Here is a 20,813-nt window from a genome sequence, read left to right on the forward strand (position 1 = left end):
ATCTTTAAATATACCCACTTTAACTATTTTTATTCAAATCTTATTTTCCATTTATATATTCAGCAATTATTCTAGCAAGATATTTAGCTGATGTCATAGCTTCTTTTGATGTATTTGTGTTTGCTCCTACTTCAATTAATATTGAATTACTAAATATATCTTGGTTAAACGCATTTATACCATGATTATAAGTATATGTTTTTCTTAAAAGACCTGGATATAATTCATTAGTAATTGCAGTTAATTTTTGTTCTACCTTAGAATTAGCTGTAAATTTAGAACTATTTCTTGAATTTACATACATTAACTTTGCTACACTTTCACCATTTATCTCTGTTTTAAATAAACTTTTAGTTTTTTCTGTTGCTCTCTTAAGGTCAACCCCATCTCTATGAATATCAATTACAAGCTTAAAACTATCATTATATTTTTCTGCATATTTTTTTACAGTTTCTCTTGATCTATTATAACTATCATTATATGAAGTATCGTGTATAGTTTTATCATGTATAACTGATATACCATACTTTTCTTCAAGCTCTTGTTTGATTACATTTCCAACTCCAACAACATTATATCTCTGATCATTTGTTGATTTTTCTGTTTCAATATAATTTTCTCCTGTATGTGTATGGTATATTAAGACTTCTGGATTTGATTTATTAAGTTCTTTTTTTAGCTTTGGATTATATAGGTTGCTTTTTTCATCATCTGTATACTTTAATATAGATCCATCACTTAATTCAAATGGTGTATATTCTTGTACCTTTTCATATTGTACCTTTTCATAACCATCACCTGATTTATTATTTAATTTAAATATTGGAACTTCATTATTTACTAACTTTGTTAAACTAATATCTGAAAGTCCAACAGCTTCTAACGCTATACTTTTTAATGATACATTACTTTCATAATATGCACCTTCATTATAAACTTGAGTTTCTATTAGTGGCATAGAAAAATTCAATAGTTCTACGTATGCAAGCCCACCTCTTTCATTATTATTTTTTAATATATGAATACATCTTCCAAAGAATATGACTATAAAAATAAGTAAAACTGTGATTCCTATATCCATTGAACTATTCATCTTTTTTCTTTTATTTTTAAATACCACATTATCCCCTCCTCACTTTTTCATTTATATGAGGAGATTTACATAATTATTCTTTTAGAAAGTTACTTTTTTAATTCATAAATTTATTTATATCATCCATATCTAAGTTAGGTTGAAGCGATATATTTATCCCATTTGCAATTATTTTTGATAATGAATCTATAACTAAATCCACTTCCTTTGGAGTTACCATAAGATCTCCAACATATGGATTTAATAGTTCTTTTATAAGAATTTCTTTTTCATTTTTATCTATGCTTTTTATCATATTATAAAATTCTGAACCTTTTTCTGATTTACTTATAAATTCATCCATAACTAAGTCTATACTATCATTTGCAATTGTTGCAGCATCTACTACTGTCGGTACACCAACTGCTACAACTTTAACCCCTAATGTTTCCTCATTTATCTTCATTCTATGATTTCCAACACCAGCACCTGGTGATATTCCAGTATCACTTATTTGAATTGTTTTATTAACTCTATCAATCCTTCTAGATGCTAAGGCATCAACACATACAACTAAATCTGGTTTTATTTTTTCTACTAAAGCTTTTATAACATCTCCTGTTTCTATACCAGTAATTCCTAAAACACCTGGAGAAATAGCACAAACTGGTATTATAGAATCATCAATAGCTTCTGGCATAACATCTTTTAAATGTCTTGTTACCATTATTTTTTCAACAACCTTAGGTCCTAAAGCATCTGGAGTAACCTTCCAGTTTCCAAGTCCAACAACAAGAGCAGTTTTATCCTGTGTCATATTTACTAATGCTTTCATTGTTTTTCCAACAACTTCAGATACATTTTCCATTATTTCACCATCATATACAGTATAATCCGGAATATCTATAGTTATATAATTTCCTACAGGTTTTCCTAATTTTTTAGCTCCATCCTCATTTTTTATTGTAACTTTTGTCACTTTTGTATCATTTATGGTATCTTTATCTACAATAACACCATCAATCTCATCTTCATGAACTTTTGAATAATCCTCCTTTGCTTCAATTGCAAGGTCTGTTCTAACATTTATCATATTATCACCTCGTATTTTCTCAAATTTTACTGTCTATTCTAAATTATTTTTCCTCTTTGTTTAAATTTAATACTTGAATATAATAAACTTCAATGCTATAATATGGTTTGTTGAATGTAAACTCGTACACAGATTCCCTGTGAATACTGTTATGAGGCCCTATAAAATTTAGAGGGGGTGAAATTAATGGCAAATATAAAATCAGCAAAGAAAAGAATTAAAGTTACTGAAAAGAAAACTTTAAACAATAGAATGGTTAAATCAGCTTTAAAAACTGCTATAAAGAAATTAGAAGTTGCTATCGCTGCTAACAACGCTGAAGAAGCTAAGGTTTTATTCGTTAAAGCTACTAAATCTTTAGATATGGCTGCTTCAAAAGGAGTTATACACAAGAACATGGCTGCTAGAAAGAAATCAAGATTAGCTGCAAAGTTAAATGCTATGGCATAGTAACATAAACCGACCTTAATGGTCGGTTATTTACTTTTAGTAAGTTTTTTACTGAAGGCACTTATAAAAAAGTACCTCACTAGAATTTAGTGAGGTACTTTTATTTTTTAACCATCGCCATATTTAAAAGAAATAACTCAAGATCTGCTTTTTTATCTGTTGAGCTATTTTTTAGATTTTTCTCTGTATCTATACATAACCTTAATATCTTTTCAAGTTGTCCTTTTGAAAATTTTTTACTTTGCATTATTAGTTTTTCAACAACAAATTGTGGAATTCTAAATTCAGACATAAAATCTTGTACATTTTTCCCACTTAACAATCCAATCTTTATATCATATAATCTTTTAAATTGATTTTCTATAGTTGAAATTATAAGCATATGTTGATCTGCCTTAAATAAAAGCTCATTTAATATATCAAGTGCTTTTTCAATTTTTCTTTGTGATATTAAATCTACTAAATCAAAAACATCATCTTCACTTTTATTTGGAATTAATAAATCAATATCTTTTCTAGTTATGTCACGCTCTCTAACATAATCAACTATTTTTGAAACTTCTTTTTTTGCTATATCTAAATTCATAGGTAGCTTTTCACAAAGATATCTAAGCTCTATCTTATTTATACTTTTATTATTTTCATTAAACATATGATCAACTCTTTTATAAAAGCTATCTCTTTTTAACTTATCTATTTGAACTATAGTTGTTAATTTATCTAATGCCATTATATTTTTATTTTTCTTTACATTATCTCTTTTATCATCAAATACATGATATAAAATTAATATAGTATCTTGTGGCACATCTTTTAGATATTCTTTAATATTTTCATATAAGCTTCTATTTTGCGAATCTAATTTACTTTTTAAAAATGCACATCTATAAACTAAAACTACTTTTTTATCAGCCATAAATGGCAGAGTTTCACATGCATTCATAATTTCATCAAAAGTACATTTTACCCCATCAAACTTAATAAAGTTTAAGTCCTTAAGATTTTCATCTATATATGGATTTATTAATTTATCTATAGACTCTTTAATTAATTCTTCATCACTTCCACAAAAAATATACGAATTACTAATCTTTTGATTTTTTATGTCTTTCTCTAATGTTTCATAATTTATCAAATTAATCACCTTTCAAACGTAATTTACTTTATAAGCAAATATTTTCCTAATATAATAATCTCACTTGCTTCATTATCTTTGAAGTTTATTATATCATATTTCAAATCCTTTTTATTTTTATTAGACATGTTTAAATAATAGTTATTTCCACTAGCATTTAATATATAATCTTTGCCTTGCTTTTTTAAAGAGTTTTCATTAGATATATTTATTTTATTAAAGTTTTTATACCCTTTTAAAGCTGCTGTCTTGCTTTTTAACTTATCAATATCAACCCCTTCATTAGAAACCACTATTCTGTTACCTTTATAAGATATTAATAATCCCCCATTTTTTATATAGGTTATCTTAGGATTAAAACTATATAAGCTAATAGCAATAAAAACTATATATGAAATAGGTAATACTATTATTTTTTTAACTCCCTTATTATATAAATAATATGTAATTAAAAGGCTTATATAAAAGTATGCATATTCTGAAGTTATATTTAGTATCTCTGGCACAAAATTTGAAAGCATATTTGTTAGATAATCTAAAATATCTATAAGAATATTTAATGCAAAACTTAAAAAATCAAACACCTCGCTAAAGCCTATCATCAAAATATTAATAACTCCAATTATAAGAATTAGATTTATTATTGGAATCAATATAATATTTCCTACTATAAAGCCAATAGAGAATTCATTGAAATATATTATAAGCAATGGAAATGTAAATATTTGAGCTGCAAGACATATGCTTATTGTATCTAATAAAAATTCTGGTATTTTATATAACTTTCTCTTTATCTTTTTACTATATAATAATATGCCTATAGTCGAACTAAACGATAGTAAAAATCCTATATTAAAAATACAATATGGAGAAAGTAAAAATATTATTATAATGCTTATAGCTATTCCCCCTATAGGATTATATCTTCTTCTTAACATAAATCCTAAATTAGAAAATAACAGCATGATAAATGCTCTAAGACTTGAAAAAGCTATTCCTGTCATCATTACATACATAAATGTTATTAGAAGCGATATCTTTTCATTTAAAAGCTTTTTAAATATTAAAAATATAATTCCTACATGCAATCCTGATACACTAAGTGCATGTATAACTCCAAATCTACTCATATATTCTTTATCTTCATTATCTAAAGAATTATCTCTTCCAAATACTATAGATGTAACTAAAGAAGCTTTTCTTATTCCTATATTTTCTGTTAGCTTATCTTTAAATTTTGTTTTAATATTAGATAATCTAGTAAAAATATTATTTTTATCAAGCTTATATTTCTTTATTTCATATTCGCCAATAGTTCCCCTATCTTTCTTTATATCTTTATTAAAGTTCCCATTAGCATATATGACTTCTCCTTCTCTTAAACCTTTTAAATTTCCTTTTAAATATACCTTTCTACCATTTATTTTCCCACTACCACTATAAGAATAGTTTTTTTCTATTTTTATTTTTTCATAATTACTGAGATTTAAATTATAATAATTATGATTTATTGCTATTCCAAGCACAAATATAAGTATTATGAATAATAAAAATTCAGCTCCTTCTTTTAAAAATACCCACAAAAATAAAAGGCTAACTAAGATAAAAGCTAGCCATAAATCTTTATCAAAATATCTATAATACAAACTACTAATAAGAAATGTTATAGCTATATATAAAATAGGTAATTTTACTTTTCCTATTTCAAATACTCTCATAACCTTATCACCTCATAAGTAATTATAGACATATATATGTACTTATTATACCTTTATTTACTTTTAGGATTAAATATAACTGCCATTAAATACCCAAAGAAGATTGCAGCCGTAATACCAGCTGCTGTACCCTTTATTCCTCCAGTAAATATACCAATTAATCCTTCTTTGTTTACTTCTTCTATTACTGAGACTGCAAGTGTATTCCCAAATCCAGGTAAGGGAATTGTAGCACCTGCTCCTGCAAAGTCAACAAGCTTATCATATATTCCAAAAGCTCCAAATATAGCACCTAATGTAACAAATAAAACTAAAATCCTAGCTGGTGTAAGCTTTGTTTTATCCATAAGTATTTGAGCTATAACACATATAATACCACCTACAACAAATGCTTTTACATAATCCATATATACATTTTCCTTTCTTTAATCCATTTCTAGAGATACAGCATGAGCTATACCTGGAATACTTTCGCCTTGTAAAGATGATGTAGTACTCATAAGTGCTCCTGTAGAAATTATTAAAGCACTTTTTATCTCTTTTCTCATCATCTTTTTATATATGTATCCACTAGTTACTACAGCAGAACATCCACATCCACTTCCACCAGAGTCAGTTTTTTGTGCTTCATTATTAAATATAATATCCCCACAATCTACATGATTTTCCCTTATATCATATCCATATTCTAATATAAGCTTATCGCATATAGTTTTTCCTACTTTCCCCAAATCTCCAGTTGCTATTATATCGTAGCTTTTAGGATCTCTTCCTGTATCTTTAAAGTGTTTATATAAAGTATCTACCGCAGCTGGTGCCATTGCAGCTCCCATATTATTTGCATCCATTATTCCATAATCTTTAACTACTCCAGTTGTAACATGTGTAATCTTTGGATATTCATCTCCCTCTTTTCCAAGAACCATAGCACCTGAGCCTGTAACTGTCCATTGAGCTGTCTTACTTCTTTGCGAACCATATTCTAGTGGAAATCTAAACTGCCTTTCAGCTGCACAAAAATGTGATGAAGTAGCTGCAACAACATGATTTGCAAATCCACCATCTATTATTAAAGATGCAAGACTTAAGGATTCAGACATAGTAGAACAAGCTCCATAAAGTCCAAAAAACGGTATATTAAGCTTTCTTGCTGCAAACCCTGAAGAAATTATTTGATTTAATAAATCTCCTGCAAACATATAATCTATATCTTTCTCTTCTAGATTTGCTCTCTTTATAGCTTGTGAAATAGCTGTATACATCATTTCACTTTCTGCTTTTTCATAGCTATCTTTTCCACAAGTTTCATCACTTAAAACCTCATCAAAATATGCTTTTAAAGGACCTTCTCCTTCTTTTGGACCTACAATTGAAAAAGCAGATATTATCCTTGGAGGATTTTCTAATTTTATTGTTTGCCCTCCAATTTTTTTAATCTTTTCATTCATTTAAATCCAACTCCTCATTTTAGAAAAACAAATTTTTCAAGTAATAAATAAATCCTATGATGACAGAACTTCCTATACCATAAACTAAAACTGGCCCTGCTATTGTAAATATTTTTGCAGCTACCCCAAAAACAAAGCCTTCTTTCTTAAATTCTATAGCTGGTGCAACTATAGCATTTGCGAATCCAGTTATAGGAACTACAGTCCCAGCTCCTGCATAACTTGCAATTTTATCATATATACCTACGCCTGTTAGTAATGCTCCTAAAAATACCATTATTATTACTGAAATACTTGAAACTTGATCTTTTTGAAATCCAAGTTGTAAAAATATATTTGATATTAATTCTCCTATATCACAAATAAATCCACCTACTAAAAAAGCCCTAATACAGTTTTTTGTAAGCTGTGGTTTAGGTTCGCTTTCTTTTGAAAGAATTTTAAATCTTTTCTTTACTGCTTCCTCTTTAACCTTAACTTTTTCTGTGCTCAAAATTACAACTCCTTTCTAATCTGTATAAATAGTATTTGTAAAAATTTAAATAAAAAACTGGAAAATATATATATTTTAAACTAATAAAAAAGAAGGATATTTAAAATCCTTCTTTTTTATTCTTTTAATTTTTCTTTCATTTTTAATAATACTTTTTTCTCTATTCTAGAGACTTGAACTTGACTTATTCCAAGCATCTTAGCTACTTGAACTTGAGTTTTGTCTTTAAAATACCTAAGCATTATAATTTGCCTTGACTTAACATCTAATGTTCCTATTGCTTCTTTTAAAGCTATTCTATCAATCATAGAAGAATCATCTTCTCCTTTTTGACTTATCTTATCTATTAAAAGAACAGGCGCACCATCATCTTGATGAATAGTATCATATAAATATTGCATGCTAGATGACGCTTCAATAGCAACAATTATCTCTTCTTTATCTATTTTAGAGTACTCTGCTAATTCATCAATTGTAGGTTCTCTATTAAGATTTTTTGTAAGCTCTTCCTTACAATAATGAATTTTTCTAGCTAAAGTTTTGACATTACGGCTTACCTTAATCATTCCGTCATCTCTTAAAAATCTCTTTATCTCACCAATTATCATTGGAACTGCATATGTTGAAAATTTAACATTAAATGAGTCATCAAAATTCTTTATAGCTTTAACGAGCCCAATTGAACCTATTTGATAAATATCTTCATATTCATATCCTCTATTTAAAAATTTCTTACTAATAGATGCTACTAAAGGAAGATTCATTTCTATAAGTCTATCTAAAGCTTTTTGATCACCACTTTTAGCTAAAGGTAAAAGCTCAGAATTATCATCATAATTAAATTCCTCTCTTTTATAATTCTCAATATTCATAATATTCCCCTAACCTAATTCAGTATCAAATTTTTTCTTTATAACCACCTTTGTTCCTTTTCCTTCTTCACTATAAACTTCTAAGCTATCCATAAAACTCTCCATAACAGTAAATCCCATACCTGATCTTTCAAGGTCTGGTCTTGAAGTATATAATGGCTCTTTTGCTTTTTCTATATCTTTAATTCCTCTTCCAAAATCAGATATAATTATTTCTATCTCATTTTCTATTATAGATGCATCAATTCTAACTTTTCCATCTTCTCTATTTTCATATCCATGAATAATAGAATTTGTTACAGCTTCAGATACTGCAGTTTTTACATCTGTTATCTCTTCTATTGTAGGATCTAATTGTGAAACAAAAGCTGCAACTGCTACTCTTGCAAAGGCCTCATTTTGAGATTTGCTTAAAAATTCAATACTTACTTTATTATCATACATTAAAACCCCTCCATTAAATGCATCTTACTGCCTCATCTACAGTATTAAATTTTTTAATAATTTTAAATAATCCTGATAATTCAAAAACTCTATTTACACTTTCATTAACATCAGCTACGCAAATATTTCCGCCATTACTCATAACTTTTCTATATCTTGCTACAACTACTCCAATTCCTGAACTATCCATAAATGTTACGCCTTTAAAATTTAATATAACTTTTCTTATGTTATCTCTTTCTATTCTATCATCAATCTTAACTCTTACTTCTTCTGCACTATGATGATCTAATTCCCCTAATAAATGAACAACTAAAGCTTCATTAATTCTTTCAAACTTAAGATACATACAAGTTACCCTAAAGTTTACTTTAGAGTAATTCACCTCCCATTTTCACTGTAATTTTCTTCCATATTTTAACATATATTTATTCATAAAGTCAATTCAGTTGATATTTTTTATAGAAATTTTTGTTATCTATTTAGTCATAAATAAATAAGCTATTGCATATAAGTTTTAATTTTAAATGCAATAGCTTTTAATATACTTATTTATATTTTTCTATTTCTTCATTTATAGCCTTATTAAAATCTTCTAGCGTTTCATTATCTTCTAAAATCAAAGTTTCAATAGCATCATTTAAAACTTCCATTTCATATATATGAAAATCTCCTGCCTTAACTGCTTTTTCTACTTCAGGAGATAATACTAATTCATCTTTATTGCTAGATGGAATTAATACTCCCTTTCCTTTATAAGTTGAAGTTTCCTTACATATATTAAAGAACCCTTCTATCTTTTCATTTACTCCTCCAATTGCCTGAACTTCACCAAATTGATTTAATGAACCTGTTACAGCAATATTTTGTTTTATTCCTTTTTTGCTTATAGCAGATAACATTGCTATCATTTCAGCTACTGATGCACTATCGCCTTCAATCACTCCATAACTTTGTTCAAAGCTTAAATGAAGATCTACCGGAAGCTTCTTATATGGACTTACTATATTATATAGTAAGCCTGTTAATGTTTGTATAGATTTTTCGTGTATCTTACCACTTAGCTTTGATTCTTTATGAATATCTATAACATTTCCGCTTCCTTTTAAAGCTAAACAAGTTATTCTAAGTGGCTTACCAAATGAAAATATTCCAGTATCAATAACTGCAAGTCCATTAATATTTCCAACTAATTTCCCTTCAGTTTTTATAAATATCTTATTTTCTTTATACATATCTGTATATCCTTCTAAAATGCTGTCTTTTTCGTATATTATATTTTCTATATCTTCTTTGCTTATAACATCTTTTTTCTGTTCTCTTGCAACAGTATCAGCTTTAACTAATATATTATCAATTCTATATTGATCTATATTTATTTTTTCTCTACTAGAAGTTTCTCTAACTAAATATCTTATTATAGATTTAATCCCTTCTTCTTCTATTTTTAATAAGTTATTTTTTGTAGCTTTTTCTATTATAAATTTCTTTAATATATTAGCTATATTTTTAGGATCTTTAATCTCATCTTTAAATTCACATTTTAAAGGAAATAGATTTTTAAAATCGTCATCATTATTATAAAGTATAGTGTAACTTTCATAATCTCCAACTAATATAACCTTTACCTTTATTGGAACAGGCTCTGGTTTTAACCCATTTATAGATAAAAGCTCTAAATAATTTCTATTGCTATCAAAATTAAGCTTTCCTGACATTAATGTTTTCTTTAAGTGATAATAGCTATTTGGATTTTGGATAAGTCTATTTAGTCTAATAACTATACATCCTTCATTTGATTTTAATAAAGAACCCGGAGTTATATATGAAAGATCTGTTGTATAATTTCCATTTTGGCTTTCATATTCTATATTTCCTAATAGATTTATTAAACTTGGATCATCTTCATATATAACTTTTGGATGATTATTTTCTGAATTATCTACTAAGACTTCTACATTATATTTGCTCAATATTTCACTAACTTTTGTATCCTCATCATCTAAATCAATGCTATAACTTTCAATTAAATCTTCTTCTATGTTTTTATATAAATTTTCTAGATAATTGTATACATCATCATCTCTTATAAATTCTAATAATAATTCATCTTTTATGTTTTCCATATGTTCATCAATATATTTTTTTAAGATCACTCTTAATCTTTCCATAGATCCTACTTCTAACTCTTTAAGATCATCTAATATAACTTCTGCTCTTTGTTTTAATTTACCAGCTTTTTGAAGAATTCCTTCTCTTTCTCCTATATCTAGTTCATCATATTCTTTTTCTGTCATAACCTCGCCTTCATTTAAAGGAATAAATGCAAAGCCTCCTGAAGTAGCCTTTACATCAAATCCATCTATCTTTGCAACTTCTACAAGTTCACCAATATATTTGTTTCTTTTAATATGAATATTTTCTAATATATCATCTTTTTCCTGATTTGAAGATGTATTGAAAAATTCTAAGAAATTTATAGTATATTCTTCTTTTAATGTTTTAATTTCTTTTTTAAGTTCTTTTCCTCTTCCATTAGATATAAATAAAGGGAATGGTTTTTTACTATCTCTTAAAGTTGCATAGCATATATCTGAAGGAGGTTCTAATGCTTTATATTCATTATCTATGAAATTAACTAACCCATTTATCTTATCATTTGAAAATGAATCTATTATATATAAATTGTACCCAGATTTTTTTATATTAAGAGCTCTCTTTATCTCATTATAAGGTGCTTTTACCTCTGGAATTTCCTTAAAGTTTACTTCCTTTTCTTCTTTTAAATATTCCACATCATAAATTATTTCATTTTGAGTTAATTCTCTCTTCATATAATAATTTCTCTAAATTTACCTTTATTCATTTATCAGTAAATTTAGTTTAATTCCTCCTCACCTTTATACTTATATACTATATTAATATTCTATTTATTTGATTTTAGATATACTTTTTTAATTTAATCTAAATAAGTTTGATTATTTTATAATAAAAAATACCTAAGGAAAATAAATCCCTTAGGTATTTTAAATATATTATTAAATTAATTTCTTAACCTTCACATATTTTTATAGATGCTGAAGCACCTATTCTTGTAGCACCATTTTCTATCATAGCCTCTGCATCTTCTAATGTTCTTACACCACCTGATGCCTTAACTCCAAGTTCTGGTCCTACTGTTTCTCTCATAAGTTTTATATCTTCTTTTAAAGCTCCACCTGTTGAAAAACCTGTTGAAGTTTTAACATAATCTGCTCCTGCTTCTTTTGCAAGCTTACATGCAACTACTTTTTCTTCATCTGTTAATAAACAAGTTTCAATTATAACTTTTGTTAAAGCTTTTCCTTTTGCAGCATCTACTACACCTTTTATATCTTCTTTTACAAAATCATAATCCTTTTCTTTAAGTCTTCCTATGTTTATAACCATATCAACTTCAGTTGCTCCATTTTCTATAGCATCTTTAGTTTCAAACACTTTAACATTTGTAGTTGTAGCTCCTAAAGGAAATCCTATAACAGTACAAACTTTAACATCACTATTTTTTAATATTTCATATGCTTCTTTAACTCTTGTAGGATTTACACATACTGACGCAAAATTATATTTTAATGCTTCTTCACATAACTTTTTAATTTCCTCACTTGTTGCTTCTGGTTTTAAAATAGTATGGTCTATCATTTTTGCTAATTGTTTTTTATCCATTATCTCTATCCCCTTACATAATATATCTAAGGAAATTATAATTTTTTTCACCTATATTTGTCAAATAATATATTTATAATAATTAAAATAACGAAATTTGTTCTTCTAAGTTTTCCTTAAAAGAAGATACACTAAGACCTATAAGTCTTATGTCTTCAAAAAATTCCTCTTCATTTAAAATCTCATTAGCTACTTTTATTATATCTTCTTCCTCATTTACATAATCTTTTAAAGTCTTACTTCTAGTATGATTTTCAAAAGAGCTAGTCTTATATTTAAGAGTTATAGTTTTTATAGATTTATTTTTTTCTCTTAAAAGATTAGATATACTTTTTGAAAACTCTTGTAAATATTTTAAAAGCTCTTCTTTATCTTTTGTGTTATTTCTAAGAGTTCTTTCTTTCCCTATTGATTTTCTATCTCTTATAACTTTGACTTCTCTTTTATCTATCCCTCTTATCCTATCATATATATCTATGCCTTGCTTTCCTAAATACTCATATAAAAATTCTTTAGATACTGTATATAAATCTTCTACATAAAAAAATCCCATATTATTTAACTTAGATACTGATTTAGATCCAAGGCCATATATTTTCGATATAGGAAGCTTAAGTAAAATATCTGGTATCATCTCTTTTGTAATTTCCATGATTCCATTTGGTTTATTCCAATCTGAAGCAAGCTTTGCTAAAAACTTATTATAAGAAATACCTATAGATAAAGTTAATCCTAATTCCTTAAACACTCTTCTTTTTATATATAATGCGGCAGCTTTACCATCTTTTATTTTTGCTTTTGATAAATCTAAATAAGCTTCATCAATAGAAAGAGGTTCAACTAAAGGAGTTAATTCTTTAAATATATCAAATACCTTATTTGATATCTCTTTATATCTCCAAAACCTCGGCTTAACAAATATTGCATTTGGGCATTTTTGTCTTGCTATAAAAACTGGCATTGCTGAATGTACACCATATTTTCTTGCTTCATAAGAACAAGTAGAAACTACTCCTCTTTCACTAAGCCCTCCAACTATTACAGGTTTACCCTTAAGTTCTTTATTATCTTTTTGTTCAACAGCTGCAAAAAAAGCATCCATATCAACATGTAAAATTATTTTTTCCATTAAAGTTGCTCCAAACTTTAGGCTAAAACTTCTTCAAACAATCCTTGTTTCTTGCTAACAAGAAAAGAATACACAGTAAAACATAATAATTCTTCTAGATACTCATTTGAAATAAAATTATTATATCTTTCATACATTTCCACTATAACTATAGAAATTAATGTTCTAAAAGTTTTATCCATATAAAAAGCATATTCTCCTTCTTCTTCACAAAGATATTTTGTAACCTGCTTAACCTTTCTTAAGTATTCATAAGGATTTTCTTCTCTTGAAACTGCTCCTATTAAGGGTAAAACTTCATCTCCAATTTTCATATCTTCATTATTAAAAACTTTTATAAGCTTTTTAATTTCATATTGTGCTGATGAATTATTGTTTAAAAGCAAACTACCCGCTATCCCTTGTAAATCATTTTTTGAATAATTATCTAAATCTGATAAATAATCAAATATATTTTGTATATACATTTTGCTGTCTTCTATATTAACTTTATTTTTATTAGCTTCAATTGCAATAAGTGCACAAATTAAATAATCTTCTTCATTAGTAAATTCACTATATTGATTTTTTAGTGAAATATAAATTCTTTTCATATCTTTTATTATTGTTTCTTCCTGTTCATCTTTAGAATGCTTAGCTAAAGCATAGGCTGAAAGAACTAAAATATTTCCATCTTTGAAATCGTTATCTTTTAATTTTTCACTTATCTTTATGATTCTATTTGAAAACTCAACATAGTTTTCCTCTTTACTTATTAGTATAGAAAGCATATATAACATATCGCCTCTAAAACTTGACATTTTATTAGTATTTAATTTTATATATTTTCTAATTTGCTTTATCTTATTTATATCTATCTCTTTATTGTCTTCTCCAAATATTAATGATGCAAAATGATTTATATATTCTCCATCAAATCTCAGTTTATTCTTTACTAACTTATAGTTTTCTATTACTTTATTTGTAATTTCATGTAATAAATTATTCATAATATTCCTCTCTTTTAATTTTAAACAATTATACAAACTTAAATCTTTATGTTTTTATTATACCATTTATTTATGTCAATAGTGTGGCTAAATGTCCTTTCTTTTTATATTAATAAATAAATATAAAAATTATACTAATTAAAGCAAAAAACTAATTCAAGTTTTTGAATTAGTTTTTTAAATCTATTTTATTTTTTAACTTTTTTAGGAATAGTTTTGATAAAGCTTCCTTTAACTATAAGCTCTGTTTTATCAGAAGTTACAATATCAGAATCTCTAGTTAATGTTATTGCATTCTTAGCACAAAAATCACTACATGTTCCACAAAAAGTACAACTTGCTAAGTCAAATAATAATGTTATTTCTTGAGTTTCATCATCTATACGCCTTGTAGTCTTTGTTATAGCACATGGTGAGCAAACTCTAGTACAAAGTCCACATCCTATACATTTTTCACTATCAAATTCTATTTTTCCTCTATACCCAACTGGATTTTCGTTTGTATCTTCATCTTTTTTTGTATTATGTGATTTAAATAAGTTTTTAAATGCTTCTTTTAAAAAAGGAACTTTCATTTTATACCATACTCCTTTTTTCACTTAATATATCAACAGCTTTTTTCAAAGCCTTAATTATAGCTTCAGGCTTTGGTGCACATCCACCAACAGAAACATCTACATCTACCCATTTATCTAAAGGGCCATCAACAGAATAACTTCCTTTAAATACATTGCAAGACATAGGGCATGACCCTAATGAAACAATAACTTTAGGATCTGGAACTTGAGATATAACTTTTAACATTCTATCTTTTGATTGTGATGTAACTGGGCCTGTTACTATTACTATATCTGCATGCCTTGGACTTCCTACTAATTTCACACCGTATCTTTCAATATCATAACTAGGTCCTAAAAGAGCAACTAACTCAATATCACACCCATTACATGATCCAGTATTTATATGATATACCCAAGGCGATTTTTCAATACCTTTTTTTAAAATCCCCATTTTTCCTCCTAAAAATAATTAACTAATATTAAACTAATTAATGATAATATTGTTGGTATTGTCCAATAAAATTTTAATGCATGATTTATTCTAAGCCTAGCAAAAATAGTTCTAACTATAGTTATAGAGAAAAACATAACTACAAAAGTTTTTATTAAAAATACAAGAATATTAATAATCATAAAATCACTAATGTTATTACTTAAAAATAAAGAAACAAATAAAGCTGACATAATAAAGCCTTTTGTAATTTGTACTAGTTTTAAAATTCCTAAATACACTCCTGAATATTCTACAAGTGCTCCTTCACATATTTCCATCTCTCCTTCTGCCATATCAAAAGGAAGCACACCTGTTTCTCCTGGTATTACCATAAAAAATCCTATTGCTGCTGGTATCAATTTTAATGTAAATAAAAAACTGCCTTGATTTAATTGAGCAATATATATATTATTCATTAAAAATGAATCACTTATATTTAAAACTTTTCCTGAGAAAATACATACTGCTAAAATCGATATCACCATAGGTAATTCTAAGCTTGAAAGAAGTACGACTTCTCTTGATGCACCTATATCTCCAAACACTGATGATGAATTTATTCCAGATGCAATTAATGAAATTGCTGAAATAGTTAGTAAATATATTATAAAGATTATATCCCCATTAAAATTTATATATGTGTTACTGAATATAGGAATAAATATAGGAATAATACAAACGCTTAATAAACCAATTATAGGAGCAATCTTAAATATCTTTTTATTTGAATCTTTAGGTATTATTACTTCTTTTTTGAAAAGTTTTAGCATGTCATAAAAAGGCTGTAATATAGGTGGTCCAATTCTTCTTTGCATTCTTGCTACTAATTTTCTATCAATCCCTGAGATTAATAAGGATATAAATATCAAAAATAAACCACCTGGAAATATAAGAATATTAAATAGTAACTTTAAAAATTCCATATTATCACCTCTTCTACATAAACATAAAAGAATATATAATAATAAAGCTTAATGTTAAAACTACCCAAAGTGCATAATCATTTACACATCCATTATGAAGATTTCCTATTATACTAAAGTATTTTCTAAACTCATATTTTATTCCCCAAAACATATCATGAGAACCTAATTTAGAGTTATAATTTAATTCTCCTCCAGAAAAAACTTCAAACTTTTCATCTTCTACATTCTTATTTTGATTATTTTTTCTAAGATTAATAATTAGCATAACTAATACTATTAATATAAAAAGTAATATTAAAAACATAATAGGGTTATATGGAGAAACATAATTTAATATTATTTCGTTTCCTCTTATAGTATTTATAATCTTATTTAAAAAGTTTTTGATTATATTTTCTGAGAATAATCCTAAACATAAGCAAACTAAAGCAAGAAAACCCATAGGTAATTTCATTGTAAGAGGTACTTCTTTTACTTTAAGTATATTTTTTGATGGAGTTCCCATAAAAATTGTATAAAATACTTTAACAAAAGAAGCTAATGTCACAACTGAAACAATAAGACATATAGTTGTTACTATTGGCATTTTAGCACTATAACTTGAATAGTAAATAAGCCATTTTGAATTAAATCCGTTAAATGGCGGAATTCCGCTTATAGATAAAGCCCCTATAATAAATACAAACATAGTAAACGGCATCTTTTTTCCTAATCCAGATATTTCATCTAAATTAGTAGTATTTGTCCTAAAAAGAACTGCTCCAGCACATAAGAATAATAAACTTTTAAATGTAGCATGATTTATCATATGAAATAAAGCACCTACAAGACCTAAATCACCATTTAAATCACTAGAATATAAGCTAATCCCAATTCCAACTATTATATATCCTATTTGAGATATTGAGTGAAATGCTAAAAGCCTCTTAAAATCATTTTGAAGTAATGCCATACTTACTCCAAGAACCATTGTTATAATTCCCCATCCTATTATTAAGTAAGCTATTTTATTATTTCCATTAATAGAAAATATCAAAAATAAAATTCTAATAACTGCATAGATTCCTGTTTTGCTCATAATGCCTGATAATAACATTGAAATTGAAGATGGTGCACACATATGAGCATCTGGTGGCCAAGTATGACATGGTACCATAAATGATTTAACTGCATATCCAGTTAAAAGCATAGCAAAAGCTAATAAACTTACACTGCTAAAAACTCCACCATTTCTTAATAGAATTTCTGATATTTCTAATATATTTAAAGTATGTGTTTCCATATATAAAAGAATAGTTCCAAGCAATATAAATGATGATCCTATTCCACCAATAACTATATATTTAAAGCTAGCTTCAAGAGTTTTGCCTTTTTCATTTCTAAATGCAGTAAGTGATATAGCAGCTATAGTCATTATTTCAAGCATTACGTACATGTTAAATAAATCACCAGTAAATACAAAACCTATCATACTACCTGTTAGTAACATAAATAACATGTAATATTTAGATAATGCATTATCATTTTCCATATACTTAATAGAATAAATTGATGATATAAGACATGCTATTATAATTATTATTCCAACAAACAATGAAAATGCATCAACTCTTAACGATATACCAAATGCTATATTACTTATCGGCTTCCATCCACCCATCCAATACTCAATTATCTTATTATCTATAAAGATTGGCTTTATCATCATAAAAGTAACTATAAGCGATAAAAAACAGCCTATAACAGAAATAAGTCTTTTTAGATTTATATATTTTTCTTTTATAAGTCCAATTATAAATGTAGCAGTAAATGGAATTATTATGGCCATAATCGGTAAATTAGAATTTATACTCATCCTCTAAGCCTCCTAATATCATCTGCATTTATTGAATTATAGTGTTTTTTTATCTTTATTATAATTGCAAGAGAAAGAGTTGTTACACAAGCTCCTATAACAATAGCTGTAAGTGTTAATGCTTGTGGTACAGGATCAACAAATACACTATTATCTTTTAATCCATTTAAAAATATAGGAGCTGTTCCATTTAATCTATATCCAATGCTTATAAGTATAAGATTTATACCATAATCTAAAAGGCTCATACCAATAACTATCTTTATTAAATTCTTCTTAGAAACTATAATTAATAATCCTAGTATAATAAGAAGAAAGCTTCCTAAATAATTAAAAACCATCTCTCTTCTCTCCTTCCTTTAAGCATGAAATCATAACAAGTATTAAAACAGATATACCAGCTAATACTTTATATCCAACTGCAAAGTTCATAAAAAATATAGTTCCTGAAGAAAATATATTTCCTAAACTCCCCTTATTTAGTACATTTGAGAAAAATGAAACCCCATAAATAATTCCTAAAGATGCAACAAAAATAAATGTCAATGCACCAACTTCTTCTATTTTACTAAACTTACTCTTACTAAATATATTTAAAGTTTTCTCTCTTCCATATGCTATATAAAATATTAATACAGCACTTGCAATTATTACGCCTCCTTGAAAACCTCCTCCTGGACTTAAATGACCATGCAATACAATATATATTCCAAGCAATAATGCTAAAGGAAGTGTTATACTTGCACATATCTTCACAATGATATCTTTTTCTTTATTATCCATGAGATTCATCTCCTTTTTTTGAAGATTTTCTAAGAACTACCGTTGTCCCACAAATTGCAGTAAAAAGAACAAAAGACTCACCTAATGTATCATATCCTCTAAAATCAAATACTGTTGCTGTAACAGCATTTATAGCACCTGTTTTTTCAATAGTGTTTTTAACTATAACTTTTCCAACTCCATCATATGTTGATTTCATCCCACTCATATCCATAGCTACCCACATAAAACTAAAAGATATTATAAAAAACGAAATAACAGTTAAGATCTTTTTCATTTTTTATCTCCTCCTACTTTTTTAAGAGTTACAATAAAAATTAATGGAGTTAGTATAGCTCCAACTGCCCCTTCTGCTATAGCAACATCTGGAGCACCTAATACTAAAAATTCTAATGCTACAAAGGTTCCTAAAACAGCCATAGCAATAATACATGGGAGCATTTCATCAAGAAAATATATAATTACTCCTGTTATAATTATCCCAAGCATAATTATAAAATTTAATATGCTAAACCAATTCATAACACTACTTCCTTCCACCATACTCATCAAATATAGTTTCATCACATAATTTAGCTTTATTTTTATAAGCTGCTTTTGCCATTACATGAGATGCAACTGGATTTGTTATTAATAAAAATATTGTTATTATGATACATTTTATACCAAGGGATATATTATGACCTAAAAATCCATATATAGAAATGGCTAATAAAACTGATATTGCTCCTAACGTAGATATATTAGTTGAAGATTGTAGCCTACAAAAAATATCTTTAAATCTAAATATTCCAATTACTCCTGAAAATATAAAGAACGTTCCAATAAAAATCAATGCAATAATTACAATATTTATAGTCATAATTTTCCCTCCAAATACTTGCATATTAAAACTGTTCCTATAAAGCCTAATAAAGTTACTACAAGTCCTAAATCTATAAATAATGCTCTTTCCTCTTTTGCTCCATGTAAAACCATAACAACTCCAAGTATTATATCTATACAATCAGTACACATTACTCTATCTATAATTGTTGGTCCTTTAAAAACCTTAAATAAAAGAAGAACAGATAATAAGCATAACAATATCTGAATTACTATAATTACTGAATCTATCAATCTAAAAACCTCCTAATATTGTTTTCTAGCTTATTCTTTATGCTTTTTATGACATTATCCTTATCTTTTAAATCTATGCAATGTATATAAAGGTTGTTTTTAAAATCTTCTTTATCTATATCCATTGTTATTGTTCCAGGCGTTAATGTAATTGAATTTGATAATACATATAGTCCGATATCTGACTTTAAATCACTATTATACTTAACTATCCCTGGTGATATTTCTATATTTATAGATAAAGCTTTTTTAGCTACATCTATATTTGCTTTAATAAGTTCTAATATATAAATTGGTATAAATCTAACTATTCCTATAAATACACCTTTTTTCTTAAATCTAAGCGAAACATCCTTAAATAAATATAAAGCACTTACCATACTAACTAACAAAGAAATTACAAGCCCAACTAATATTTCTGTTATATTTATATCTGTAAATTTAAAATCTTGAAGAGTAAATCCAATCCAAAACAAAAATAAAATAATCCAAACAGATATTACCTTTTTAAATTTACTCATATATAATA

The 20,813-nt window shown here is 26.7% G+C and carries 26 protein-coding genes; 1 reads left to right on the plus strand and 25 read right to left on the minus strand.

Features of this window, described 5'->3' with window-relative positions; all coding sequences use genetic code 11:
- Positions 1–40: 40 nt before the first annotated feature.
- Positions 41–1,120: a stage II sporulation protein P gene (locus SPJ33_RS05120; RefSeq protein WP_321116892.1), complete on the minus strand. Its 1,080-nt coding sequence runs from the start codon at positions 1,118–1,120 to the stop codon at positions 41–43.
- 70 nt (positions 1,121–1,190) lie between these two features.
- Positions 1,191–2,165, minus strand: a complete 975-nt coding sequence (gene gpr / locus SPJ33_RS05125) for a GPR endopeptidase (protein WP_321116893.1) — start codon at positions 2,163–2,165, stop codon at positions 1,191–1,193.
- A gap of 186 nt (positions 2,166–2,351) precedes the next feature.
- Between gpr and rpsT the strand changes: the two genes are divergently transcribed.
- The gene (rpsT, locus tag SPJ33_RS05130; RefSeq protein WP_321116894.1) at positions 2,352–2,615 is read left to right on the plus strand and encodes a 30S ribosomal protein S20; all 264 of its coding nucleotides are present in this window, start codon (positions 2,352–2,354) and stop codon (positions 2,613–2,615) included.
- A 100-nt stretch (positions 2,616–2,715) separates the two neighbouring features.
- On the opposite strand, the gene holA is transcribed toward rpsT, so the two are convergent.
- The 23 genes from holA to SPJ33_RS05245 all read right to left on the minus strand — a co-directional run bounded on the left by holA (position 2,716) and on the right by SPJ33_RS05245 (position 20,805).
- Positions 2,716–3,750, minus strand: coding sequence for a DNA polymerase III subunit delta (gene holA, locus SPJ33_RS05135; RefSeq protein ID WP_321116895.1), 1,035 nt, complete (start codon positions 3,748–3,750; stop codon positions 2,716–2,718).
- A 23-nt stretch (positions 3,751–3,773) separates the two neighbouring features.
- Positions 3,774–5,468 carry a ComEC/Rec2 family competence protein gene (locus SPJ33_RS05140; RefSeq protein ID WP_321116896.1) on the minus strand — a complete coding sequence of 565 codons (1,695 nt, stop codon included), beginning with the start codon at positions 5,466–5,468 and terminating at the stop codon, positions 3,774–3,776.
- Between the two features lie 53 nt (positions 5,469–5,521).
- The gene (gene spoVAE / locus SPJ33_RS05145; RefSeq protein WP_321116897.1) at positions 5,522–5,875 is read right to left on the minus strand and encodes a stage V sporulation protein AE; all 354 of its coding nucleotides are present in this window, start codon (positions 5,873–5,875) and stop codon (positions 5,522–5,524) included.
- A gap of 18 nt (positions 5,876–5,893) precedes the next feature.
- On the minus strand, positions 5,894–6,916 hold the full coding sequence (gene spoVAD / locus SPJ33_RS05150) for a stage V sporulation protein AD (protein ID WP_321116898.1): 1,023 nt from the start codon (positions 6,914–6,916) through the stop codon (positions 5,894–5,896).
- Between the two features lie 19 nt (positions 6,917–6,935).
- Complete coding sequence (gene spoVAC / locus SPJ33_RS05155) at positions 6,936–7,409, minus strand: stage V sporulation protein AC (protein ID WP_321116899.1); 474 nt, start codon at positions 7,407–7,409, stop codon at positions 6,936–6,938.
- Between the two features lie 116 nt (positions 7,410–7,525).
- Positions 7,526–8,281 carry an RNA polymerase sporulation sigma factor SigF gene (gene sigF / locus SPJ33_RS05160; protein ID WP_321116900.1) on the minus strand — a complete coding sequence of 252 codons (756 nt, stop codon included), beginning with the start codon at positions 8,279–8,281 and terminating at the stop codon, positions 7,526–7,528.
- A gap of 9 nt (positions 8,282–8,290) precedes the next feature.
- Positions 8,291–8,725: an anti-sigma F factor gene (gene spoIIAB, locus SPJ33_RS05165; RefSeq protein ID WP_321116901.1), complete on the minus strand. Its 435-nt coding sequence runs from the start codon at positions 8,723–8,725 to the stop codon at positions 8,291–8,293.
- A gap of 13 nt (positions 8,726–8,738) precedes the next feature.
- The gene (gene spoIIAA, locus SPJ33_RS05170; RefSeq protein WP_321116902.1) at positions 8,739–9,074 is read right to left on the minus strand and encodes an anti-sigma F factor antagonist; all 336 of its coding nucleotides are present in this window, start codon (positions 9,072–9,074) and stop codon (positions 8,739–8,741) included.
- A 199-nt stretch (positions 9,075–9,273) separates the two neighbouring features.
- Positions 9,274–11,559, minus strand: a complete 2,286-nt coding sequence (locus SPJ33_RS05175; protein ID WP_321116903.1) for an AAA family ATPase — start codon at positions 11,557–11,559, stop codon at positions 9,274–9,276.
- Between the two features lie 217 nt (positions 11,560–11,776).
- Entirely contained in the window at positions 11,777–12,430 is a 654-nt protein-coding gene (gene deoC, locus SPJ33_RS05180; RefSeq protein WP_321116904.1) for a deoxyribose-phosphate aldolase, read from the minus strand.
- Between the two features lie 82 nt (positions 12,431–12,512).
- Complete coding sequence (locus SPJ33_RS05185) at positions 12,513–13,559, minus strand: DNA polymerase IV (RefSeq protein ID WP_321116905.1); 1,047 nt, start codon at positions 13,557–13,559, stop codon at positions 12,513–12,515.
- A 17-nt stretch (positions 13,560–13,576) separates the two neighbouring features.
- Entirely contained in the window at positions 13,577–14,548 is a 972-nt protein-coding gene (locus tag SPJ33_RS05190; protein ID WP_321116906.1) for a DUF4003 family protein, read from the minus strand.
- 188 nt (positions 14,549–14,736) lie between these two features.
- Positions 14,737–15,123, minus strand: a complete 387-nt coding sequence (locus SPJ33_RS05195) for a 4Fe-4S dicluster domain-containing protein (RefSeq protein WP_321116907.1) — start codon at positions 15,121–15,123, stop codon at positions 14,737–14,739.
- A 1-nt stretch (position 15,124) separates the two neighbouring features.
- A complete protein-coding gene (locus tag SPJ33_RS05200) occupies positions 15,125–15,559 on the minus strand; it encodes an NADH-quinone oxidoreductase subunit B (protein ID WP_321116908.1) in 435 nt (144 codons plus the stop codon).
- Positions 15,560–15,567: 8 nt separating this feature from the next.
- Positions 15,568–16,524 (minus strand): complex I subunit 1 family protein, encoded by a 957-nt coding sequence (locus tag SPJ33_RS05205; RefSeq protein ID WP_321116909.1) that lies wholly within the window; start codon positions 16,522–16,524, stop codon positions 15,568–15,570.
- A 13-nt stretch (positions 16,525–16,537) separates the two neighbouring features.
- Entirely contained in the window at positions 16,538–18,382 is a 1,845-nt protein-coding gene (locus SPJ33_RS05210; protein WP_321116910.1) for a proton-conducting transporter membrane subunit, read from the minus strand.
- The gene (locus SPJ33_RS05215; protein ID WP_321116911.1) at positions 18,379–18,723 is read right to left on the minus strand and encodes a sodium:proton antiporter; all 345 of its coding nucleotides are present in this window, start codon (positions 18,721–18,723) and stop codon (positions 18,379–18,381) included. The genes SPJ33_RS05210 and SPJ33_RS05215 overlap by 4 nt, the downstream gene beginning before the upstream one ends.
- Complete coding sequence (locus SPJ33_RS05220) at positions 18,713–19,165, minus strand: MnhB domain-containing protein (protein WP_321116912.1); 453 nt, start codon at positions 19,163–19,165, stop codon at positions 18,713–18,715. The genes SPJ33_RS05215 and SPJ33_RS05220 overlap by 11 nt, the downstream gene beginning before the upstream one ends.
- Complete coding sequence (gene mbhE, locus SPJ33_RS05225) at positions 19,158–19,442, minus strand: hydrogen gas-evolving membrane-bound hydrogenase subunit E (RefSeq protein WP_321116913.1); 285 nt, start codon at positions 19,440–19,442, stop codon at positions 19,158–19,160. The genes SPJ33_RS05220 and mbhE overlap by 8 nt, the downstream gene beginning before the upstream one ends.
- On the minus strand, positions 19,439–19,687 hold the full coding sequence (locus tag SPJ33_RS05230; RefSeq protein WP_321116914.1) for a hydrogenase subunit MbhD domain-containing protein: 249 nt from the start codon (positions 19,685–19,687) through the stop codon (positions 19,439–19,441). Before SPJ33_RS05230 ends, mbhE begins: the two co-directional genes overlap by 4 nt.
- 4 nt (positions 19,688–19,691) lie before the next feature.
- Positions 19,692–20,027 (minus strand): monovalent cation/H(+) antiporter subunit G, encoded by a 336-nt coding sequence (mnhG, locus tag SPJ33_RS05235; RefSeq protein WP_321116915.1) that lies wholly within the window; start codon positions 20,025–20,027, stop codon positions 19,692–19,694.
- Complete coding sequence (locus tag SPJ33_RS05240; protein ID WP_321116916.1) at positions 20,024–20,284, minus strand: monovalent cation/H+ antiporter complex subunit F; 261 nt, start codon at positions 20,282–20,284, stop codon at positions 20,024–20,026. Before SPJ33_RS05240 ends, mnhG begins: the two co-directional genes overlap by 4 nt.
- Positions 20,281–20,805 (minus strand): Na+/H+ antiporter subunit E, encoded by a 525-nt coding sequence (locus SPJ33_RS05245; RefSeq protein WP_321116917.1) that lies wholly within the window; start codon positions 20,803–20,805, stop codon positions 20,281–20,283. Before SPJ33_RS05245 ends, SPJ33_RS05240 begins: the two co-directional genes overlap by 4 nt.
- Between the last annotated feature and the right edge of the window lie 8 nt (positions 20,806–20,813).

The organism is Clostridium sp., assembly GCF_034179595.1.
In the GTDB taxonomy this organism is placed as follows: Bacteria; Bacillota; Clostridia; order Clostridiales; family Clostridiaceae; genus Clostridium.